At 59.7% G+C, this 15,947-nt stretch carries 16 protein-coding genes; 11 read left to right on the top strand and 5 right to left on the bottom strand.

Going from position 1 to position 15,947, the window contains the following annotated elements; all coding sequences use genetic code 11:
* Nucleotides 1–111: 111 nt before the first annotated feature.
* Together msrB and FHT86_RS01235 are read left to right on the top strand one after the other, a co-directional pair.
* Nucleotides 112–600, top strand: a complete 489-nt coding sequence (msrB, locus tag FHT86_RS01230; protein WP_133705052.1) for a peptide-methionine (R)-S-oxide reductase MsrB — start codon at nucleotides 112–114, stop codon at nucleotides 598–600.
* A gap of 19 nt (nucleotides 601–619) precedes the next feature.
* Nucleotides 620–2,524 (top strand): cytochrome c biogenesis protein DipZ, encoded by a 1,905-nt coding sequence (locus FHT86_RS01235; RefSeq protein ID WP_133705053.1) that lies wholly within the window; start codon nucleotides 620–622, stop codon nucleotides 2,522–2,524.
* Between the two features lie 10 nt (nucleotides 2,525–2,534).
* Here FHT86_RS01235 and FHT86_RS01240 read toward each other — a convergent pair whose 3' ends face one another.
* Nucleotides 2,535–3,578, bottom strand: a complete 1,044-nt coding sequence (locus FHT86_RS01240) for an LLM class flavin-dependent oxidoreductase (protein WP_133705054.1) — start codon at nucleotides 3,576–3,578, stop codon at nucleotides 2,535–2,537.
* A gap of 232 nt (nucleotides 3,579–3,810) precedes the next feature.
* Between FHT86_RS01240 and FHT86_RS01245 the strand changes: the two genes are divergently transcribed.
* Nucleotides 3,811–4,188, top strand: coding sequence for a cupin domain-containing protein (locus FHT86_RS01245; RefSeq protein WP_133705055.1), 378 nt, complete (start codon nucleotides 3,811–3,813; stop codon nucleotides 4,186–4,188).
* Between the two features lie 66 nt (nucleotides 4,189–4,254).
* On the opposite strand, the gene FHT86_RS01250 is transcribed toward FHT86_RS01245, so the two are convergent.
* Nucleotides 4,255–6,024 carry a phosphoethanolamine transferase gene (locus FHT86_RS01250; RefSeq protein WP_133705056.1) on the bottom strand — a complete coding sequence of 590 codons (1,770 nt, stop codon included), beginning with the start codon at nucleotides 6,022–6,024 and terminating at the stop codon, nucleotides 4,255–4,257.
* A 162-nt stretch (nucleotides 6,025–6,186) separates the two neighbouring features.
* Between FHT86_RS01250 and FHT86_RS01255 the strand changes: the two genes are divergently transcribed.
* Nucleotides 6,187–6,597 carry a response regulator gene (locus FHT86_RS01255; RefSeq protein ID WP_133705057.1) on the top strand — a complete coding sequence of 137 codons (411 nt, stop codon included), beginning with the start codon at nucleotides 6,187–6,189 and terminating at the stop codon, nucleotides 6,595–6,597.
* Between the two features lie 23 nt (nucleotides 6,598–6,620).
* Here the strand turns inward: FHT86_RS01255 and FHT86_RS01260 are convergent, their stop codons facing one another.
* Nucleotides 6,621–7,388 (bottom strand): phosphatase PAP2 family protein, encoded by a 768-nt coding sequence (locus tag FHT86_RS01260; protein WP_133705058.1) that lies wholly within the window; start codon nucleotides 7,386–7,388, stop codon nucleotides 6,621–6,623.
* 281 nt (nucleotides 7,389–7,669) lie between these two features.
* Here FHT86_RS01260 and FHT86_RS01265 point away from each other — a divergent pair, with 281 nt between their 5' ends.
* Nucleotides 7,670–8,077 carry a GFA family protein gene (locus FHT86_RS01265; RefSeq protein WP_133705059.1) on the top strand — a complete coding sequence of 136 codons (408 nt, stop codon included), beginning with the start codon at nucleotides 7,670–7,672 and terminating at the stop codon, nucleotides 8,075–8,077.
* A 53-nt stretch (nucleotides 8,078–8,130) separates the two neighbouring features.
* On the opposite strand, the gene FHT86_RS01270 is transcribed toward FHT86_RS01265, so the two are convergent.
* Nucleotides 8,131–8,508: a VOC family protein gene (locus FHT86_RS01270; protein ID WP_133705060.1), complete on the bottom strand. Its 378-nt coding sequence runs from the start codon at nucleotides 8,506–8,508 to the stop codon at nucleotides 8,131–8,133.
* Nucleotides 8,509–8,938: 430 nt separating this feature from the next.
* Between FHT86_RS01270 and FHT86_RS01275 the strand changes: the two genes are divergently transcribed.
* Both FHT86_RS01275 and FHT86_RS01280 read left to right on the top strand, forming a co-directional pair.
* A complete protein-coding gene (locus tag FHT86_RS01275) occupies nucleotides 8,939–9,331 on the top strand; it encodes a YciI family protein (RefSeq protein WP_133705061.1) in 393 nt (130 codons plus the stop codon).
* Nucleotides 9,332–9,362: 31 nt separating this feature from the next.
* Entirely contained in the window at nucleotides 9,363–10,631 is a 1,269-nt protein-coding gene (locus FHT86_RS01280; RefSeq protein ID WP_133705062.1) for an RNA polymerase sigma factor, read from the top strand.
* Between the two features lie 73 nt (nucleotides 10,632–10,704).
* Here FHT86_RS01280 and FHT86_RS01285 read toward each other — a convergent pair whose 3' ends face one another.
* A complete protein-coding gene (locus FHT86_RS01285; protein ID WP_133705063.1) occupies nucleotides 10,705–12,105 on the bottom strand; it encodes an MFS transporter in 1,401 nt (466 codons plus the stop codon).
* Between the two features lie 120 nt (nucleotides 12,106–12,225).
* Here FHT86_RS01285 and FHT86_RS01290 point away from each other — a divergent pair, with 120 nt between their 5' ends.
* The 4 genes from FHT86_RS01290 (at nucleotide 12,226) to FHT86_RS01305 (ending at nucleotide 15,943) form a co-directional block, all read left to right on the top strand.
* Nucleotides 12,226–13,221, top strand: coding sequence for a LysR family transcriptional regulator (locus FHT86_RS01290; protein WP_133705064.1), 996 nt, complete (start codon nucleotides 12,226–12,228; stop codon nucleotides 13,219–13,221).
* Nucleotides 13,218–13,736 carry a GNAT family N-acetyltransferase gene (locus FHT86_RS01295; RefSeq protein WP_133705065.1) on the top strand — a complete coding sequence of 173 codons (519 nt, stop codon included), beginning with the start codon at nucleotides 13,218–13,220 and terminating at the stop codon, nucleotides 13,734–13,736. Before FHT86_RS01290 ends, FHT86_RS01295 begins: the two co-directional genes overlap by 4 nt.
* 127 nt (nucleotides 13,737–13,863) lie before the next feature.
* Nucleotides 13,864–14,970, top strand: coding sequence for a hypothetical protein (locus FHT86_RS01300; protein ID WP_133705066.1), 1,107 nt, complete (start codon nucleotides 13,864–13,866; stop codon nucleotides 14,968–14,970).
* A gap of 403 nt (nucleotides 14,971–15,373) precedes the next feature.
* A complete protein-coding gene (locus tag FHT86_RS01305) occupies nucleotides 15,374–15,943 on the top strand; it encodes a PE-PGRS family protein (RefSeq protein ID WP_133705067.1) in 570 nt (189 codons plus the stop codon).
* Nucleotides 15,944–15,947 lie beyond the last annotated feature (4 nt).

The following is a 15,947-nucleotide window of genomic DNA, read 5'->3' on the forward strand; positions in this document are numbered from 1 at the left end:
GATCCTGCGATCACGTTTCAGTGCTTCGCCCGCACATGCGTAACAAAATTCGTGTCCGTCCCGTATTATCTATGGGACAGAAAATCGTCCCCTTCATGGGAGGTTCCAGGAATGTTGAACAGACGACTTCTCCTCATCGCGGCTGGCCTCGGTGCGGTCGCGACCCGACTTGGTTTGGAAACAGGCCCTGCCGTTGCGGCCGAGAAATTTCCCGTCACTCACACCGATGAAGAATGGCACAAGTTGCTGACCTCGGACCAATATGCGGTGCTGCGCGAGGAGGGGACTGAATATCCTTTTTCCAGCCCGCTGCTGCACGAAGAGCGCAAGGGCAACTTCGCCTGTGCCGGCTGCCAGCAGGACGCTTTCTCTTCGAGCACGAAGTTCGACAGCGGCACCGGTTGGCCGAGCTTCTGGGCGCCGATCGACGGCGCCGTCGGTACGACAGAGGACCATTCCTTCGGCACGACGCGGACGGCGGTGCATTGCAGCCGCTGCGGCGGCCATCTCGGGCATGTCTTTCCCGATGGGCCAAAGCCGACAGGCCTGCGCTACTGCATGAACGGCGTTGCCATGACATTCCACGAGGTTTCGGCCTAGCCGACGAAAGTTGCAGACTATGGTCCTTTTCGTTCTCGCCTATCTCGGCGGGGTGCTGACGATCGTCAGCCCTTGCATCCTGCCGGTCTTGCCCTTCGTTTTCGCGCGGGCCGGACAACCTTTCCTGAAGAGCACGCTACCGATGCTGGTCGGCATGGCGGCGACCTTTGCAGCCGTCGCGACCCTTGCCGCCGTCGGTGGCGGCTGGGCAGTGCAGGCCAATCAATACGGCCGTTTTGCCGCCATGGCACTGCTCGCGGTCTTCGGCATCATTCTACTGTTTCCGGCGCTGTCGGACTATCTGACCCGACCGCTCGTCTCGCTCGGTGCAAAACTGTCGCAATCCGCCGATCGTGGTAGCCGCGGTGGCGGTTCGACCATAGCCGCGTCGCTGCTGCTCGGCGTCGCTACCGGCCTGCTCTGGGCGCCTTGTGCCGGTCCTGTCCTCGGGCTGATCCTGACGGGCGCTGCTCTTCAGGGCGCAAGCGTCGGCACGACGCTCCTATTGCTGGCCTATGCGCTTGGTGCGGCGACGTCGCTTTGCCTTGCGCTGCTGATTGGCGGGCGGGTCTACCAGACGATGAAAAAATCTCTCGGCGCGGGCGAATGGGTACGCCGCGGTCTCGGAGCCTTGGTCCTTGTCGCCGTCTTCGCTATCGCCTTCGGCCTCGACACCGGTTTCCTGACGCAGGCTTCGCTTGCCAGTACGGCATCGCTGGAACAGGATCTGGTCGATCGCTTCCATGCCCAGCCGGGCGCGGAACAGGATCAGACACAAGGAGGTGCAATGAAATCCGTCGTCATGAACAGTGATGGCGGAGCGATGAAGTCTGTCGTCATGAAGGGTGACGGCGACGCGATCATGAGCGGTAATGCGCCGGTCGGCAATCAAGCCATGATGAGCGCTACAAACGCCATGATGATGCAGGCCAAGCCACAGGCACCGTCGGCCGAACAACTGCCTGTCGAAATGACAACGCCGAATTTTGACGGCGCAATCCAATGGCTGAATTCATCGCCACTCACCGCCGCTTCCCTGAAGGGCAAGGTCGTTTTGGTGGACTTCTGGACCTATTCCTGCATCAATTGCCTGCGCGCCATTCCTTATGTTCGCGCCTGGGCCGAGAAATACAAGGACCAGGGCCTCGTCGTCATCGGCGTGCATTCGCCGGAATTCGCCTTTGAAAAGGATGTCGATAACGTCAAGAAGGCGATCGGCGACTTGAAGATCAACTATCCCGTCGCCATCGATAACAACTATGCCATCTGGCGCGCCTTCGACAACGAGTACTGGCCGGCGCATTATTTCATCGATGCAGAGGGACGCGTGCGCCACCATCATTTCGGCGAAGGCAGCTACGACGAATCCGAACGCGTTATCCAGCAGCTGCTCGCCGAAGCCGGCAAGACCAACGTCTCGAGCGATGTCGTCGATGTCAAGGCAACCGGTGCAGAGGCGGCATCGGATCAGGCGGATGTAAAGTCGCCGGAGACTTATGTCGGCTACATGCGTTCCGAGAATTTCCTAGCCGGCGACAAAGCGGCTAATGACGCACCCTTTATCTATACGGCCTCAACACCGCGGCTGAACGAATGGGGCCTGACAGGCAACTGGACCGTCGGAGCCCAGCAAGCCAGCCTCAATGAAAGCAATGGCAGCGTCTACTATCGGTTCCATGCCCGCGATCTGCATCTGGTGCTTGGTCCCGGTGCCGACGGAAAGCCGGTCCGCTTCCAGGTAACGGTTGACGGCAAGGCACCGGGCGATAACCACGGCGTCGATACCGACGCCGACGGCAATGGCACGGTGACAGGCCAGCGGCTTTACCAACTTGTCCGCCAAAGTGGGCCTGTCGCCGACCATACGTTCGAAATCAAGTTCCTTGATCCCGGCGTCCAGGCATACGCCTTCACCTTCGGCTGAAAATCGAGCGTCAGATGCTCTCGTTTATCCCCGCTCTTACGGCGGGGATAACTTCCTTGGCGTAAAGTTCGATGCAGCGCATCAGTTTCTGATGGCTGAGGGTGCCTGCGCTGTATTTCAACTGGAAACGGCTGATGCCGAGCGTCTTGATGACCGGCGTCAGCTTGGCGGCAACCGTTTCGGGCGAGCCGACATAGAGTGAGCCGTTTTCGATCTCGCTTTCGAATTCGTCGCGCGTCATCGGCGGCCAGCCGCGTTCGCGGCCTATGCGGTCACGCATTGCCTTGTAGCTCGGCCACAGTTCTTCGCGGGCCTGCTCGTCGGTCTCGGCGATATAGCCCGGCGAATGGATGCCGATCGGCTGAACCACTCCGCCCAATTGCGCGAAGGCCCTGTGGTAGAGATCGATATAGGGCTGGAAACGATAGGGGCTGCCGCCGATGATCGCCAGCATCAAAGGCAAATTATACTGCGCCGCGCGAACGACTGACGCCGGACTGCCGCCGACGCCGATCCATGTCTTCAGATGACCGTTCTCGATCGTCGGGAAAACCCGCTGATTGTTGAGCGGCGGCCGGATGCTGCCCTTCCAGGTCACCGGCTCGTTGGTGAGCAGCGCGGCGAAAAGATCGAGCTTTTCCTCGAAAAGCTTTTCGTATTGCGACAGCTCGAAGCCGAACAGCGGGAAGGATTCGGTGAAGGAGCCACGACCGAGAATTACCTCTGCGCGGCCGTTCGATGCGGCATCCACGCTCGAAAAACGCTGGAAGACGCGGATCGGATCGTCGGAACTCAGAACGGTAACGGCCGATCCAAGATGAATGCGTGATGTGCGCCCTGCAATCGCGGCCAGCACGGTCTCCGGAGAGGAGACGGCGAAGTCCTGGCGATGATGTTCGCCGATTCCGAAGAAATCGATCCCGAGCTGGTCTGCGAGCACGCCTTCGTCGATGACGTTACGGATGACCTGTGCATGGGATTCCAGTTTTCCACTCTCGTCGTGGGTAACGTCGCCAAAGGTATCGAGCCCGAATTCGACAAAGCTTGCCGTCATGATCTTTTCCATCGCCTATCGCAATTAAGTTTGGGAGGCATTTACTCGCGTTCTCTCCTGCGAACTACCCGCAAAGTTTCGGAGGTTCCCTTCGAAGAATTCGATATCGCGGCGATGGCGGCATAGGCGGGGAGGATTTCACCCATGAATTCGCCGGGAAACGTTGCGTTTGGCGGAGCTGCCGTCAATATGTCCCGGGCATTCGATGGCTGATGCAAGAAGGAGGAGACGCATGTCAGGGCTGAAAAAAGTCAATCTCACGAAGGCCTTTGCGGCTTTCAGCGAGACCTGGAGTCCGCGGATCGGCGGCGACATCAACGACTTCCAGATCAAACTCGTCAAACTCGAGGGGGCCTTTCACTGGCATCATCACGAAGAGGAGGACGAGTTGTTCCACGTTATCAAGGGCACGCTTCGCATGAAGCTGCGTGAAGAGAACGGCGGCGATATCATCCTGGGCCCCGGCGAGTACATCATCGTGCCGCATGGCGTCGAACACTGCCCGACCGGAGAGCCGACATGCGAGGTCTTGCTATTGGAGAGGAACACGACCCTCAACACCGGCAATGTGGAGAACGAGCGCACGGTGCGTCAGCCGGCGCGACTTTGAACGATGCGGGGCGCATTGCGGTCTCGGCTTAGCGAGACCGCGATTCAAGTTCAAGGCTGGCCGCCATCAATTCAGCTGCGCCAACTTGTTCGGCGGACGGCGGCATTCGGCGAACACGTCCAGGCTGCGGTCATAGACCTTCGTCGCGATATCCATCAGGCCGAGGACGCTGTGGAAGATGTTGTCGTGCGAATGGGTGCCGTCAGCGGCACGTTTTGCTAGGCAGGCCATGTCATAGCCGCCCGTCTTCGCCAGATCGTCGGCCACCCAGACCAGGAAGGGTACATGGGTCTGTTGCGAAGGGGCGATGATATAGGGCGTGCCGTGCAGGTAGATCCCATTCTCGCCGAGCGACTCGCCATGATCCGAGAAATAAACGACTGCGCCGGATAGCGAGCTTGAGCGCTGCTTCAATTTATCGATCACCGCCGAAACGATATGGTCCGTATAGAGGATCGTATTGTCATAGGCATTGGTGATCTCTTCCGGCGTGCAACTGCCGAAATCATTGGCACGGCAGTCGGGCGTGAAGCGGCGGAACTCGTCGGGATAGCGCTGGTAATAAGCCGGGCCGTGGCTGCCGAGCTGGTGCAGTACGAGGACGCTGTCTCCCTTAATGTGGTCTAGCCAGTTGTCGACCTTGTCCACCAGGATCGCGTCCAGGCATTCGCCATCCTTGCAGAAGCGGGGATCGGCCGATGTCGGCAGATAGGTGTAGGGAACGCGGTCGGTGACGTGGTAGCTGCCCGTATCGTTGTCCAACCAGGTCACGTCGACCTTGGCATGGGTCAGCACGTCAAGCAGGTTCTGCGTTTCGAGGCCTTTCAGGTGGGTATATTGCGTCCGCGTATAGACGGAGAACAAGCAAGGGATCGAGGTCGCCGTCGCTGTTCCGCAACTGCTGGTGTTGGGGAAATAGACGACATTCTGTTTCGCCAACTCCGGATTGGTCATCTTGCCATAGCCGCCGAGCGAAAAGTTCTGGGCGCGCGCGGTTTCGCCTGCAACGATGATCGTTACGCGCGGCTTGCCGTTGTCGACCGTGCCGACCCTGTGGGCATCCGTGCCCAAAGGCTGTGCAACGATGCTCGAATCCTTCCGCGAGTCGATGGCGTAGCGCACGGCGCTGGCGATCGGCATAACCGGGTTAAGGGTATCTACCAGATCGCGGTGCGCACGGCCGACGCCCGCGAACGTCTTGTAGAAGCTGGTGCCGGCAATCATGAAGATGGCGACACAAGCGAGGACGACGACGGTGTTATAGGCTAGCTTCTTGAAAACGGGGCGATGGGCGATGCGCACCCAGGCAATTACCAGAGACGGCAAAATACCCGTCAGCAACACATGCGTCGCGAAGCGCAGCGTGATCAGGTGACCTGCCTCGGCGCCCGTCGATACCGCCGCATTGCGGATCATCTCCTTGTCGATGATGACGCCGAACTGATCGTTGAACCACGAGGACACCGACGCCACGAGAACGAAGAAGATCAGGATCGGCTTCGTGACGTATTTGGCGGAAAAAAGCGTGAAGAGCGCCATGATTGCGGCAGAGATACCAACGGCGAACGCGGCGAAGGCGGCAGGGTTAGCGACAAAATAGCCGTAAGCCTTCGTCCAAAACATCCGGTTTGTCACAAGAAGGATATAAAGAGTGGTTAAAAAGCACAGAGTAACGCTACCGATTGCTGGCCGGACGCCCTGTCGGCCAGGCTGAGTACTTTTATCGTTCAATGGTTTTCTCCAAGGCGTTTCCTGCAAGGCGGGTCGGGAAACCGTAAACCGCAGCACGCACAGGACGCGGCTTTGACTATTTAAGCGCGCGACGTTGCCCGCCATTCCTGACATTTACCTGAACAACGCACGCTTTTACACGGCTATTTGGCGATTGTTTGGCGAACGATTCCCGTTATCTGCGCTTTTCGTCGTGCAGTCACGCGGACTTCAGGTCGCCGTCAGAAATCCCGATCATAGCTTCATTCCTAGAATAAGGGGGAAGTCGTGCGGGTTTTGCTGGTCGAAGACAATGCCACTATCGGCAACGCAGTGCAGGATCATTTGCTTGCCGAAGGCTGGGCGGTCGATTGGTCGATGGACCTGAGGTCCGCGATGGCGGCGGTTATTGCCGGCGCTTACGGCGTGGTTCTCCTGGACCTTCGCCTGCCGGACGGAAGTGGCCTGGAACTGCTGAAATACATGGGGACGAAGGTCGATTCCACGCCGGTGATCATCACGTCCGCTTATGACCAGCTATCAGATCAAATGACTGGAATGAATATTGGCGCGGTCGACTATCTCATAAAACCGTTCGGGCTTGCCGAACTTACGGCTCGCATCCGCAAAGCAACGACATCTCCAAGCGCCGGAAAATTGAGGAATCGTCAGGCGAAGTTTCTTCCCAAAACCGGTTGAATGGCGCCGCCACAAAGCTGCTTTCAAGGCTGACGCAGCGATCTGGAGCCGAAGATTTCGAAGACAGTCAAAACGGCTGCAAAAATTACCAGCGACGAAAGCCAACCCAAGACCGCATCGGACAGATAGTGCGCACCGGTCAGAACACGCATCGTCGGCATCATGATCGATACCACGGCGAGCGGTACTCCTAGGGGAAGACGCCAGCGCGGCGGCAGCAGCAGGATGAGACAGAGAAGCCATCCGGCCGATGACGCCTCTCCGGAAATGAAAGAACAATTCCTGAGGCATTTCCCAGCAAACGAGCCTGCCTGAACGAAATCCAGCGTTCCGCCGAAAAGATCGGTATTGCGGGGGCGCGGCCGGCCGGAGAATCCCTTTAGGGCCAGGTTGACGATGAGGCCGCAGCCGAGGGCCAGTGACAACAGCGCCACTATGCACTGGTCGATTTTCGGCGTGCGCCAATGGGATCCAAGCTTCCTCCAGGACAGGAAGGGGACCGCGAGCAGCACGGCGACCGCGATGTAAGGCAAAGCAAGCGTGATGGAGCGCAGGAAGACGAAAAGCCGATCCTTGTCATAGGCAAACATGCCGCAGACCTCGCCGGCCGGATCGGTCGAAGCGCAAGGCGCATTCGTAAAGACGCTGCGGGCGACAGAAAGATCGATCTGGGGAAACCTGTTGAAGAGAAGAAGGAGCAAACACCAAAATACGAACAGCGCGAGGAACGAGGCAAGCGGCTTGCTGAACGACGTCGCATGTTTGGGGTAAGCAGCATAGTCATCATACATCAGGAAACGCCGTCTTCCGTCATCGCACACAGGGTGGGACAATGGTTCGTCGGCCTTCCGCGAAACGCGCTGACGATTCTCGCCCAGCCTTCCCTACGGCAGAAGCCTGACAGTAGCCTGAAACATCAAATGCTTAGGAAACATAGCGGACAGGAAGCTGCACTGATTGGTGTTCTCGCGGCGCTATGGTGGCCCAGCTTGTTTCTTTAAGATATCGTCGATATCGGCGTCTTGCATGATGCGGGCGCGATCGAGCTCGTTGGGAAGGAGACGAGGCGGCAATGAGGAAGAGCTATGGAGGAGGTTGCCATTGCGGTGCCGTCCGTTTCGAGGCGACGGTGGACATCAGCGCCGGCACGGGGAAATGCAATTGCTCGGTCTGCGCGAAACCGCGTCTCTGGACCGTCGACGTTCGTCCCGATGCGTTTCGATTGATCGCGGGCGAAGCTGAATTGATCGACTATCAATTCAATTCGAAAGTCGCGCATCATTTGTTTTGCAGGAACTGCGGCGTGCATGCCTTCGAATGGGTCGATGTTCCCAAATTGACCGGCGAAAAATATTTCAACGTGAACGTCGCCTGCCTCGACGGCGTCGATATCGACGAACTGATGGCTGCGCCGGTCACTTATTATGATGGGCGCAATGATGCCTGGGAGCGCGCGCCCGCGGAGGCGCGACATCTATAGGCCGGCTTGAAACGCGTCCGCCTGACCGTCGGCTCCTCGATTTGCCGTAGCCCTCACTCGCCGGTCTTGAAATAGGCTTCGAGGCGATAGCCGTCGGGGTCGATAATGAAGGCTGCATAATAGAACTGGCTGTAGTCCGGCCGGATACCTGGCTTGCCGTTGTCTTCACCGCCATTGGCGATCCCAGCGGCGTAGAAGGCGTCAACCGCCGCCTGGCTCGGCGCGACGAAGCAGAAATGCAGGCCGGAACCGCGATCCGCCGGGACCGGCCTCTCCACCTGGCTTACCCAGAACTGTGCACGTTCCGCGCCATAGCCGATCGTGCCGTCGAAGTTCGACAGCCGCTCATAGCCGAGCGGCGTTAGCGTCGCATCATAGAATTGTCGCGCTCTTTCCAGGCTTTTGACGCCAATCGAGATGTGATCGAACATAAAACGCAAACTCCTATTGTCCGCTTCCACGGCTTCATGCCTGCCAGGGCTGAGAGTACGTTACCTCTTCAAATTCCAATGGCTTTGGCGTTGGTTCCAACCATCTTTCAACGACCGTTCGAAGTCAATGAAGAGTGCCCGGCGCCCATTTGGAATATTGAGCATGGCGCGCCTTCGATTCTCGACATTCGGCAGGTTGCCCGCGTGTATGCAGAATTGATAGGGTGGTTGTGCTGACGGCTTTCGACGAATTGGAGGCTTTGGCGGGGCGTTCGATCGATCCGCTTCGCCCCCCTGATCGAGTTGGAATCTCAGCCACGCATTTTTTTCAAATCGTCTGTCGATTTCCGAGGGGTTGCTTCGTCGTCGTATTGAGCGAGACAATTCAGCGGCAATGGCGCCAGCGGCTCGCCTCGAAAGGAATGGTCAAATGCGTTTCATGTCTATCATCACTTCCGCCCAAATCGGCATGCCGACGCCGGAACTCATGGAAGCCATGGGTAAGCTCGCCGACCGCGAGATCAAGGCCGGCCGCATGATCGACACCGCTGGACTTATGCCGATGGAAACCGGAGCCCGCGTCAGTATCAAGGACGGAAAGCTCGTCATCGTCGACGGCCCGTTCGTCGAGGCCAAGGAAGTGGTCGGCGGCTACGCGATCTTCGAATTTCAGAACAAGGAGGAGGCACTGGCGCTGACCGTCGAATTCATGCAGCTCCACATCGATTACATGCCGGGCTGGGAAGGGACGTGCGAGGTTCGTCCGTTCTTCACGCCGGATATGGAGAACGTATGCAAACCGCACTCGGCTGCGGTCGCGTGAGGCGAATAGCCGAAAGCGGGGGCGGGCGGCCGTGACGGCCGCCGATGCCCATCGCACGATCCTGGCCGTCTGGCGGATCGAGCAGCCCAGGCTGATCACCAGCCTGGCAAGGATGCTGCGCGACGTGCCGTTGGCCGAAGACCTGACACAAGAGGCGTTGTTGGCGGCCCTTGAACGGTGGCCCGAGACCGGCGTTCCTGAAAGACCCGGCGCATGGCTCATGGCGACCGCCAAGCGCCGGGCGCTGGATCAGCTGCGCCGCCGGCAGATGCTCGAGCGCAAGCATAACATGATCGCCCGGGATATGGACGAGGAGCAGCAGGCCATGCCCGATCTGGACGCTGCCCTCGACGACGACATAGGCGACGAGCTGCTCCGTCTCGTCTTCACCGCCTGTCATCCGTTGCTATCGCGGGAGGCTCGTGTCGCCCTGGCGTTGCGCATGATTTGCGGTTTGACGACAGAGGAGATCGCAAGGGCTTTTTTGCTGCCCGAGGCTACGATCGCCCAGCGCATCGTACGCGCCAAACGAACCCTTTCGCAATCGGGGCTGGCCTATGAGACACCCTGCGGCGAGGAGATCGCACAACGGCTCGCCTCCGTGCTGGAGGTCGTCTATCTGATTTTCAACGAAGGCTATACCGCAGCGCACGGCCAGGACTGGCTGCGGCCGCAACTCTGCAACGAAGCGCTGCGCATGGGCCGCGTCCTGACCTCCATCGCGCCAAACGAACCCGAAGCGCATGCGCTGCTGGCGCTAATGGAACTGAACGCCTCACGCACTGCGGCGCGTACGGACGCAGCGGGCGAGCCGATCCTGCTATTGGAACAGAACCGCGCCCTTTGGGATCAGCTTCAGATCCGGCGGGGACTGCGAGCACTTGCGCGGGCGCGGGACCTTGGCGGTGCGGGCGGTGCTTACGCACTGCAGGCGGCAATTGTCGCCTGCCACGCGGAAGCTCGGACGGCGGACGCGACCGATTGGTCACGCATTGCCGGGCTTTATGGAGAGCTGGCGGCGATTGTGCCTTCGCCGATTATCGAACTCAATCGCGCGGTCGCGGTGGGCATGGCGGAAGGGCCGGAGGCGGGGCTGGCAATTGTCGATCGGCTCGCAGACGAGCCGGCGCTCAGGGGGTATCATCTGCTGCCGAGCGTTCGGGGCGATCTGCTCCAGAAGCTCGCTCGCTACGGGGAGGCGAGAGCCGCTTTCGAGGCGGCCGTTGCACTGGCAGGAAACCAGCGGGAGCGTGATCTGCTGATGCGGCGTGCCGCCGAGGCGGCAGCGCTGTCGTCATGATGGTATTCGCAAGTCGAAACTGTCTGATCGCGGATACCCGCACCCAAAACGGTGCGGGTACTCGCGACGCCGGCTATTCCGCCGCCTGGTAGGCATTCGAACGTGATGTCGATGTCCTTGGTCCCACGGCAGCCAGCAATGTGACCGCGGCAGCCAGTATGGCAATGAAGGCAGTACCGGCGATATAGGGGTTCCAGCCGAAGCTCGGCGCGGCGCTGAAGACCGCCGATGCCGCCGCCAGGATGATGCCACCGCCGATCTGGAAAGAGGCGAACAGCATGCCTGAAGCCAGGCCGGACTGTTCTTCGCTGACGTCAGACAGTGCGGCGACCTGGATCGACGGATAGGTCATCGCATAGCCGACGCCGAGCAGCAGCTGCGAGATGGCGACGAGCACAATCGTATCGATCTGGCCGGCCGACAATACCCAGAAGAGATAGCTGATTGCCTGCAGCCCGACGCCGAACGTCATCAGCAAGGTCGTGCCGCGATTCTGCCCGACCGTGGCGAAGCGAGGCGCGAGGAACATCACGCAGACGCCGCCGAGAGCGAAGGCGAAACCGGTGGCGAATGCCGACCAGCCGACGACCGTCTGGTAATAGAGCGTCGCGATGAACTGGAAGCCGACATAAGCCCCCTGGAACAGTGCGGCGATGGCATTGGCATGGCTGAGCTTGGCGCGGCGGAACATGGCAAGCGGCACCATCGGATCGTGATGGCGGGACTCTACGAGCAGGAACAGCAGGATCAGGATCAGCGCTGCAACGAGCGATCCCCAGGTTGCGAATGCCTGCCAGCCATCGGCTGCGGCATTGGTGACGCCGAAGACGAAGAGCAGCAGGCCTGGGGTGATCGTCAGGGCACCGGCCCAGTCGAAGCGGGCGCGCGCGCCGCTTCGCTTGTGATCGGCGGGCAGGACGAGCGGGGCAACGATGAGCGCCAAGATGGCGACCGGTGCACCCATGACCAGGGTCGCGCGCCAACTGATGATGGTTGCCGCACCACCCAGCACCATGCCGAGCACGAAGCCGGCAGCACCGGTGGAAGAGAATACGCCGAGCGCCTTGGCGCGGGCGCTGCCTTCTCCGAAGACGGAGAGCAGCAATGCAAGGGCTGCCGGTGCGGTGAATGCGGCGGCAATGCCCTTGATCAGGCGTGCGGCGATCAGGGTCGGCGCGCTATCGACGAAGCCGCCGGCAATGCTGGCGGCGGCAAATACGCCGAGCGACCAGAGAAACACGCGGCGGTGGCCGAAGAGATCGGCAACGCGGCCGCCGAGCAGCAGGAAGCCGCCATAGCCGAGCACATAGGCGCTGACGGCCCATTGCAGCGAGGTCGCCTGCATGCCGAGTTCTTTCTGGATTGCGGGCAGGGCCACCCCAATGGTGGAGACGTCCATGGCGTCCAGGAAGTTGGCGGCGCAAAGCAGCAGCAACGCCAATCCGGCCCCGCTTCGGGTAGTGGAAGAAGTCATCGGGATCGTTCCTTTCTATGCTGCCGCCTCTTGGGAGGCTGAGAGCGGCAGGGAACGAGAAAATGTACAGCTTCGAACCCTATTGCAAATTGATAGTAACCATGTCAGGTATTACTGGCGATGATGAATGATGCCACACTTCGAAAGATCGACCTCAATCTGTTGCTCGCCTTTTCCGTGCTCATGCAGGAAAGGAATGTGAGCCGTGCTGCCGAGCGCTTGCTGCTCGGCCAGCCCGGCCTGTCTGCTGCGCTGCGCCGGTTGCGCGAGACACTTGACGACGAATTGTTTGTGCGTGTTGGGCGCGGTTTGCAGCCGACGCCGCGCGCTCTTTCCATTGCTCCCGCCATCGAAGACGCGCTTTCGGGTATCGAACGCGCCATCCGTCCACCGACCGCCTTCGACCCGGCAAGCTGGCAAGGCGAGTTCCGCATCGGTATGTGCGACAATCTCGAATCGGCCTTTTTCGGTCCGCTGATCGCGCGATTGCGCCTGATGGCGCCGGGTTCGCGCTTGATCGGCGTGGCTTTTGACAAGCGCGACGCGGCGCGTTTGCTGGATGAGGGTGCGTATGATTTCAGTGTCTCGGTGCACGAGGAGCCGGCGTCCTGGCATATTCGCGCACCGTTGTTCGAGCAGGCATCGGTCTGTATCTACGACCCTCAGCAGTTAAGGCTCACAGCGCCGCTCAGCCTCGAGGATTTCGCCGCGGCCGCTCATGTCACCGTGTCCTTTGAGGGCAATACATCCAGCAATGTCGATGTCTCTCTGGCCCGCACCGGCCATCGCCGCCAGGTGGTGGCAACCGTGCCCCGCTTTTCGGCCTTGCCGACGGCTTTGCGGGCAATGCCGGCCATCGCCACGATCCCGGAATCGATTGCGCGCTGCATGGCTCAGCTTCATGACCTGACCATTTCGGAACCGCCGCTCGATCTGCCGGCCGAACAGGTGACGATGCTCTACCGGCGTGTCGACCGGACCGACAGCCGGGCCGTGTGGTTCCGCCGACTGTTCGTGGAAATCGCGGCAGAGGCATTGGAAGCTTCCGGATGCCGCATGGGTGTTTCCACCGCCGCCTGCTGCTTCGATCAGGTTCATTTGGCCGAGGCGGTATGAGCCTTCGAGAAATTCGACACACCAAACGTCTGCTTTTGCGAATGCCTGCAGAAGTGGATCTCGATTTCGTCACCGCGCTCTTTGCCCGCCGGGAACTCGTCGCGCATCGGCCTGATCCGACGCCGGATACTCCTGAAGAGAGTGCCCGACGTCTCTCTCGTGACATGGATCACTGGCACAATCATGGTTTTGGACGCTGGGCTGTCGAGGTGGACGGTCGGCTGATCGGCTTTGGCGGCGTGACGGTGTCGAAGGAGTTTGATGGTCTCAACCTTTCCTATCATCTGCACCCGGATAGTTGGGGGTACGGCTTTGCGACCGAATTGGTGAAGGAGGCTTTGGCCTTTTCATTCAACGACTTGCGTGCGGAACGGGTGATCGGCCTCGTCCGTTCAGTCAATGCCGCCTCCAGGCATGTTCTGGAAAAATGCGGCTTCACTTTCGAACGCGAAGTCATGTTGCACGGCGCGCCGACCAATCTCCTTGTACTCGACGCATCCCATCAAATGGTATGATCTCCAAATGGCTGTTATCCTGCCCATATGGGCGTAGACGAATTGCAGGCTCTTCTTTTTGCGCGTCCCATTCCACAATGGGTACGATAATTCGCGCCACGCGTGAGAGTGCAAAGGGGAGACCGCGATGACGGAAACTCGTCTGACAGGGGAAGACGCGCCCAATGCGAGCGTTGGTCAAAACGTGATCTCCGGTTCCGGTGCCGGACATCTCGCCCTGGTTCCCACGTGGCTGCCGTTGGATGTTGCCCCCGCCGCGAACGTCAATTCCGCTGGAAGCGGCGGCGACGGAATTGCGACCGGCCTGATCAGCAGCAATCCCTTGGCCATCTTCGTGCCATCCAACGCAGCATTGGCCGGTCCTCATTCGACAGTGAATGCCTACCAGGGCAATGATGCGTTTATGAATCAACACGTTACCGAACTGTCCGGTATCGGCGGCAATGGCGGAAGCGGCAATGTCGCGATTGGCGGAACTGGCGCTACCGTCAGTCATGCCGGAAGCGGTGGTAACGGCTTGTTTTTCGGCGGTATCGTGAGCTCGGATGTTGCCGTTTTCGCTCCGGTGAATACCGCCGTCGCCGGCGGCCCGGGTTCGGTGGCTCATTCGGAACAGGTGAACAACGCTGCATTTCTGCAAGGCGCAACCCAGATCGGCGGCATTGGCGGCTCGGGTGGCGACCATAACGTGGCTGCCGGGGGCGGGTCCTTCGAGAGTGCCGCTACACACTCTGGAAATTCTCTCATTCTCACCGGCGACAACTATGCGGGCCATGGCGGCGACGGCCACTTTATAGGCAGCATGATCGATGTGAATCTCGCCATTTTCTCGCCAATCAACATCGCGGTCGGTGCTGCCGGCGGCTCGGCGGAAGCCCATCAGACAAACAACGCGATTTTCGACCAGGGCGGTGTCCAGATTGCGGGTATCGGCGGTGATGGCGGTGGATTCAACATGTCGTCGGACACGATCTTCACTGGAAACAGTGTGGGCGGCGGTGGCGGACACGGATCCGCGAACGGTAGTTTGGTCGACGTCAGCATTGGATATTTTCATCCCATCAACATCGCCGTTCCTGCCGGCGGCACGGCCGATGCCCAGCAGATCGACCATGTCCTCACCGATCAGCATACGCTGCAATTGGCAGGCATCGGCGGCCATGGCGGCGAGGGCAACCTGACGGATGCCCATTCGGCCCTCGTCGACGATATCCTCAACTTCCTGCACAGCTAGAGGCGTGTGTTCGCAGGAACACACGCAGGTCGCTCCAATCCCATTCCAACTCTCAATGAAGCATTTGTAACGAAAGTATCGTCTCCGTCGTGGAGCCGTGCGCTCGCCATTCTCTTTTTTTGGGAATGACCTGAGAGTGGCGGGCAAGATGCTCTGGATTCAAAAGCCCGGAGCGTCCTTTGTGCGTTGATTTGAACGCAAGACGCTGTGGCGCCTGGGTATAACCATTTGGGATACATCCTCTTTCCCGGCCATACCCCACCCAAAGGGGCATCTCCGAATATCCGGCTGGTTCATCGGTTGAATCGCGAGCACTGTTTATGAGCGGTTTTCTTGCCTGGTATTGACATACCGGGTATCGGGCCGTGGGAGACATCCGGACCGAATAGGAGAGGAGTCAACTATGTCTATTCCACAGATAAATGACACGATCAAACTCAACGATTCCGACGCGGGCAATGCAAACGCCGGCAATGGCGGTGATGGCTATGGCAAGGGGGATATCCACTACGACCCCAGTGCATACATTAAGAACTCACAGTACGTCGACGGCGCCCACACTGATCTGCACAATGGCGATCATGTCTGGCAAAAGGCCGACTGGGACGCCGGTGGTGGCGGAGCTGGCGGAGCTGCTCACGCTCAGAACGGCTTGCTTGCCGTACAGACCGCCTTGGGTGGAGCTGGCGGCAGCGGCACATCGAACGGCAGCCAAGGCTCGCTGAGCGGTGGCGACACGGCAGCCGTTGCGGCAGACACGACCGCCACGCAATACAACCCGTCGTATGTCATTCAGAGTGGCACCATCCTGTCCGGCGTCGGTGGCGACGGCGGCAATGGCAACACGGCTAAAGGTGGCGATATCACGGCCGCGTTGGTTCATATGGATACCACAACCACAGCGGTGTCGAACGCTTTCGATCATTTCGACAATACTTTCGGCACCATCGACGTGCACCACCTCGGTTCATAATCGA

The sequence above is a fragment of the Rhizobium sp. BK313 genome (genome assembly GCF_014193655.1).
Lineage (GTDB): Bacteria > Pseudomonadota > Alphaproteobacteria > Rhizobiales > Rhizobiaceae > Rhizobium.

Excerpts from the sequence above, each read along its gene's own strand:
- FHT86_RS01290 (WP_133705064.1), top strand. The coding sequence starts at position 12,226 with ATGATGAATGATGCCACACTTCGAAAGATCGACCTCAATCTGTTGCTC.
- FHT86_RS01245 (WP_133705055.1), top strand. The coding sequence starts at position 3,811 with ATGTCAGGGCTGAAAAAAGTCAATCTCACGAAGGCCTTTGCGGCTTTC.
- FHT86_RS01300 (WP_133705066.1), top strand. The coding sequence starts at position 13,864 with ATGACGGAAACTCGTCTGACAGGGGAAGACGCGCCCAATGCGAGCGTT.
- FHT86_RS01270 (WP_133705060.1), bottom strand. The coding sequence starts at position 8,508 with ATGTTCGATCACATCTCGATTGGCGTCAAAAGCCTGGAAAGAGCGCGA.
- msrB (WP_133705052.1), top strand. The coding sequence starts at position 112 with ATGTTGAACAGACGACTTCTCCTCATCGCGGCTGGCCTCGGTGCGGTC.
- FHT86_RS01235 (WP_133705053.1), top strand. The coding sequence starts at position 620 with ATGGTCCTTTTCGTTCTCGCCTATCTCGGCGGGGTGCTGACGATCGTC.
- FHT86_RS01240 (WP_133705054.1), bottom strand. The coding sequence starts at position 3,578 with ATGACGGCAAGCTTTGTCGAATTCGGGCTCGATACCTTTGGCGACGTT.
- FHT86_RS01275 (WP_133705061.1), top strand. The coding sequence starts at position 8,939 with ATGCGTTTCATGTCTATCATCACTTCCGCCCAAATCGGCATGCCGACG.
- FHT86_RS01285 (WP_133705063.1), bottom strand. The coding sequence starts at position 12,105 with ATGACTTCTTCCACTACCCGAAGCGGGGCCGGATTGGCGTTGCTGCTG.
- FHT86_RS01265 (WP_133705059.1), top strand. The coding sequence starts at position 7,670 with ATGAGGAAGAGCTATGGAGGAGGTTGCCATTGCGGTGCCGTCCGTTTC.
- FHT86_RS01250 (WP_133705056.1), bottom strand. The coding sequence starts at position 6,024 with ATGGCGGGCAACGTCGCGCGCTTAAATAGTCAAAGCCGCGTCCTGTGC.
- FHT86_RS01295 (WP_133705065.1), top strand. The coding sequence starts at position 13,218 with ATGAGCCTTCGAGAAATTCGACACACCAAACGTCTGCTTTTGCGAATG.
- FHT86_RS01305 (WP_133705067.1), top strand. The coding sequence starts at position 15,374 with ATGTCTATTCCACAGATAAATGACACGATCAAACTCAACGATTCCGAC.
- FHT86_RS01260 (WP_133705058.1), bottom strand. The coding sequence starts at position 7,388 with ATGTATGATGACTATGCTGCTTACCCCAAACATGCGACGTCGTTCAGC.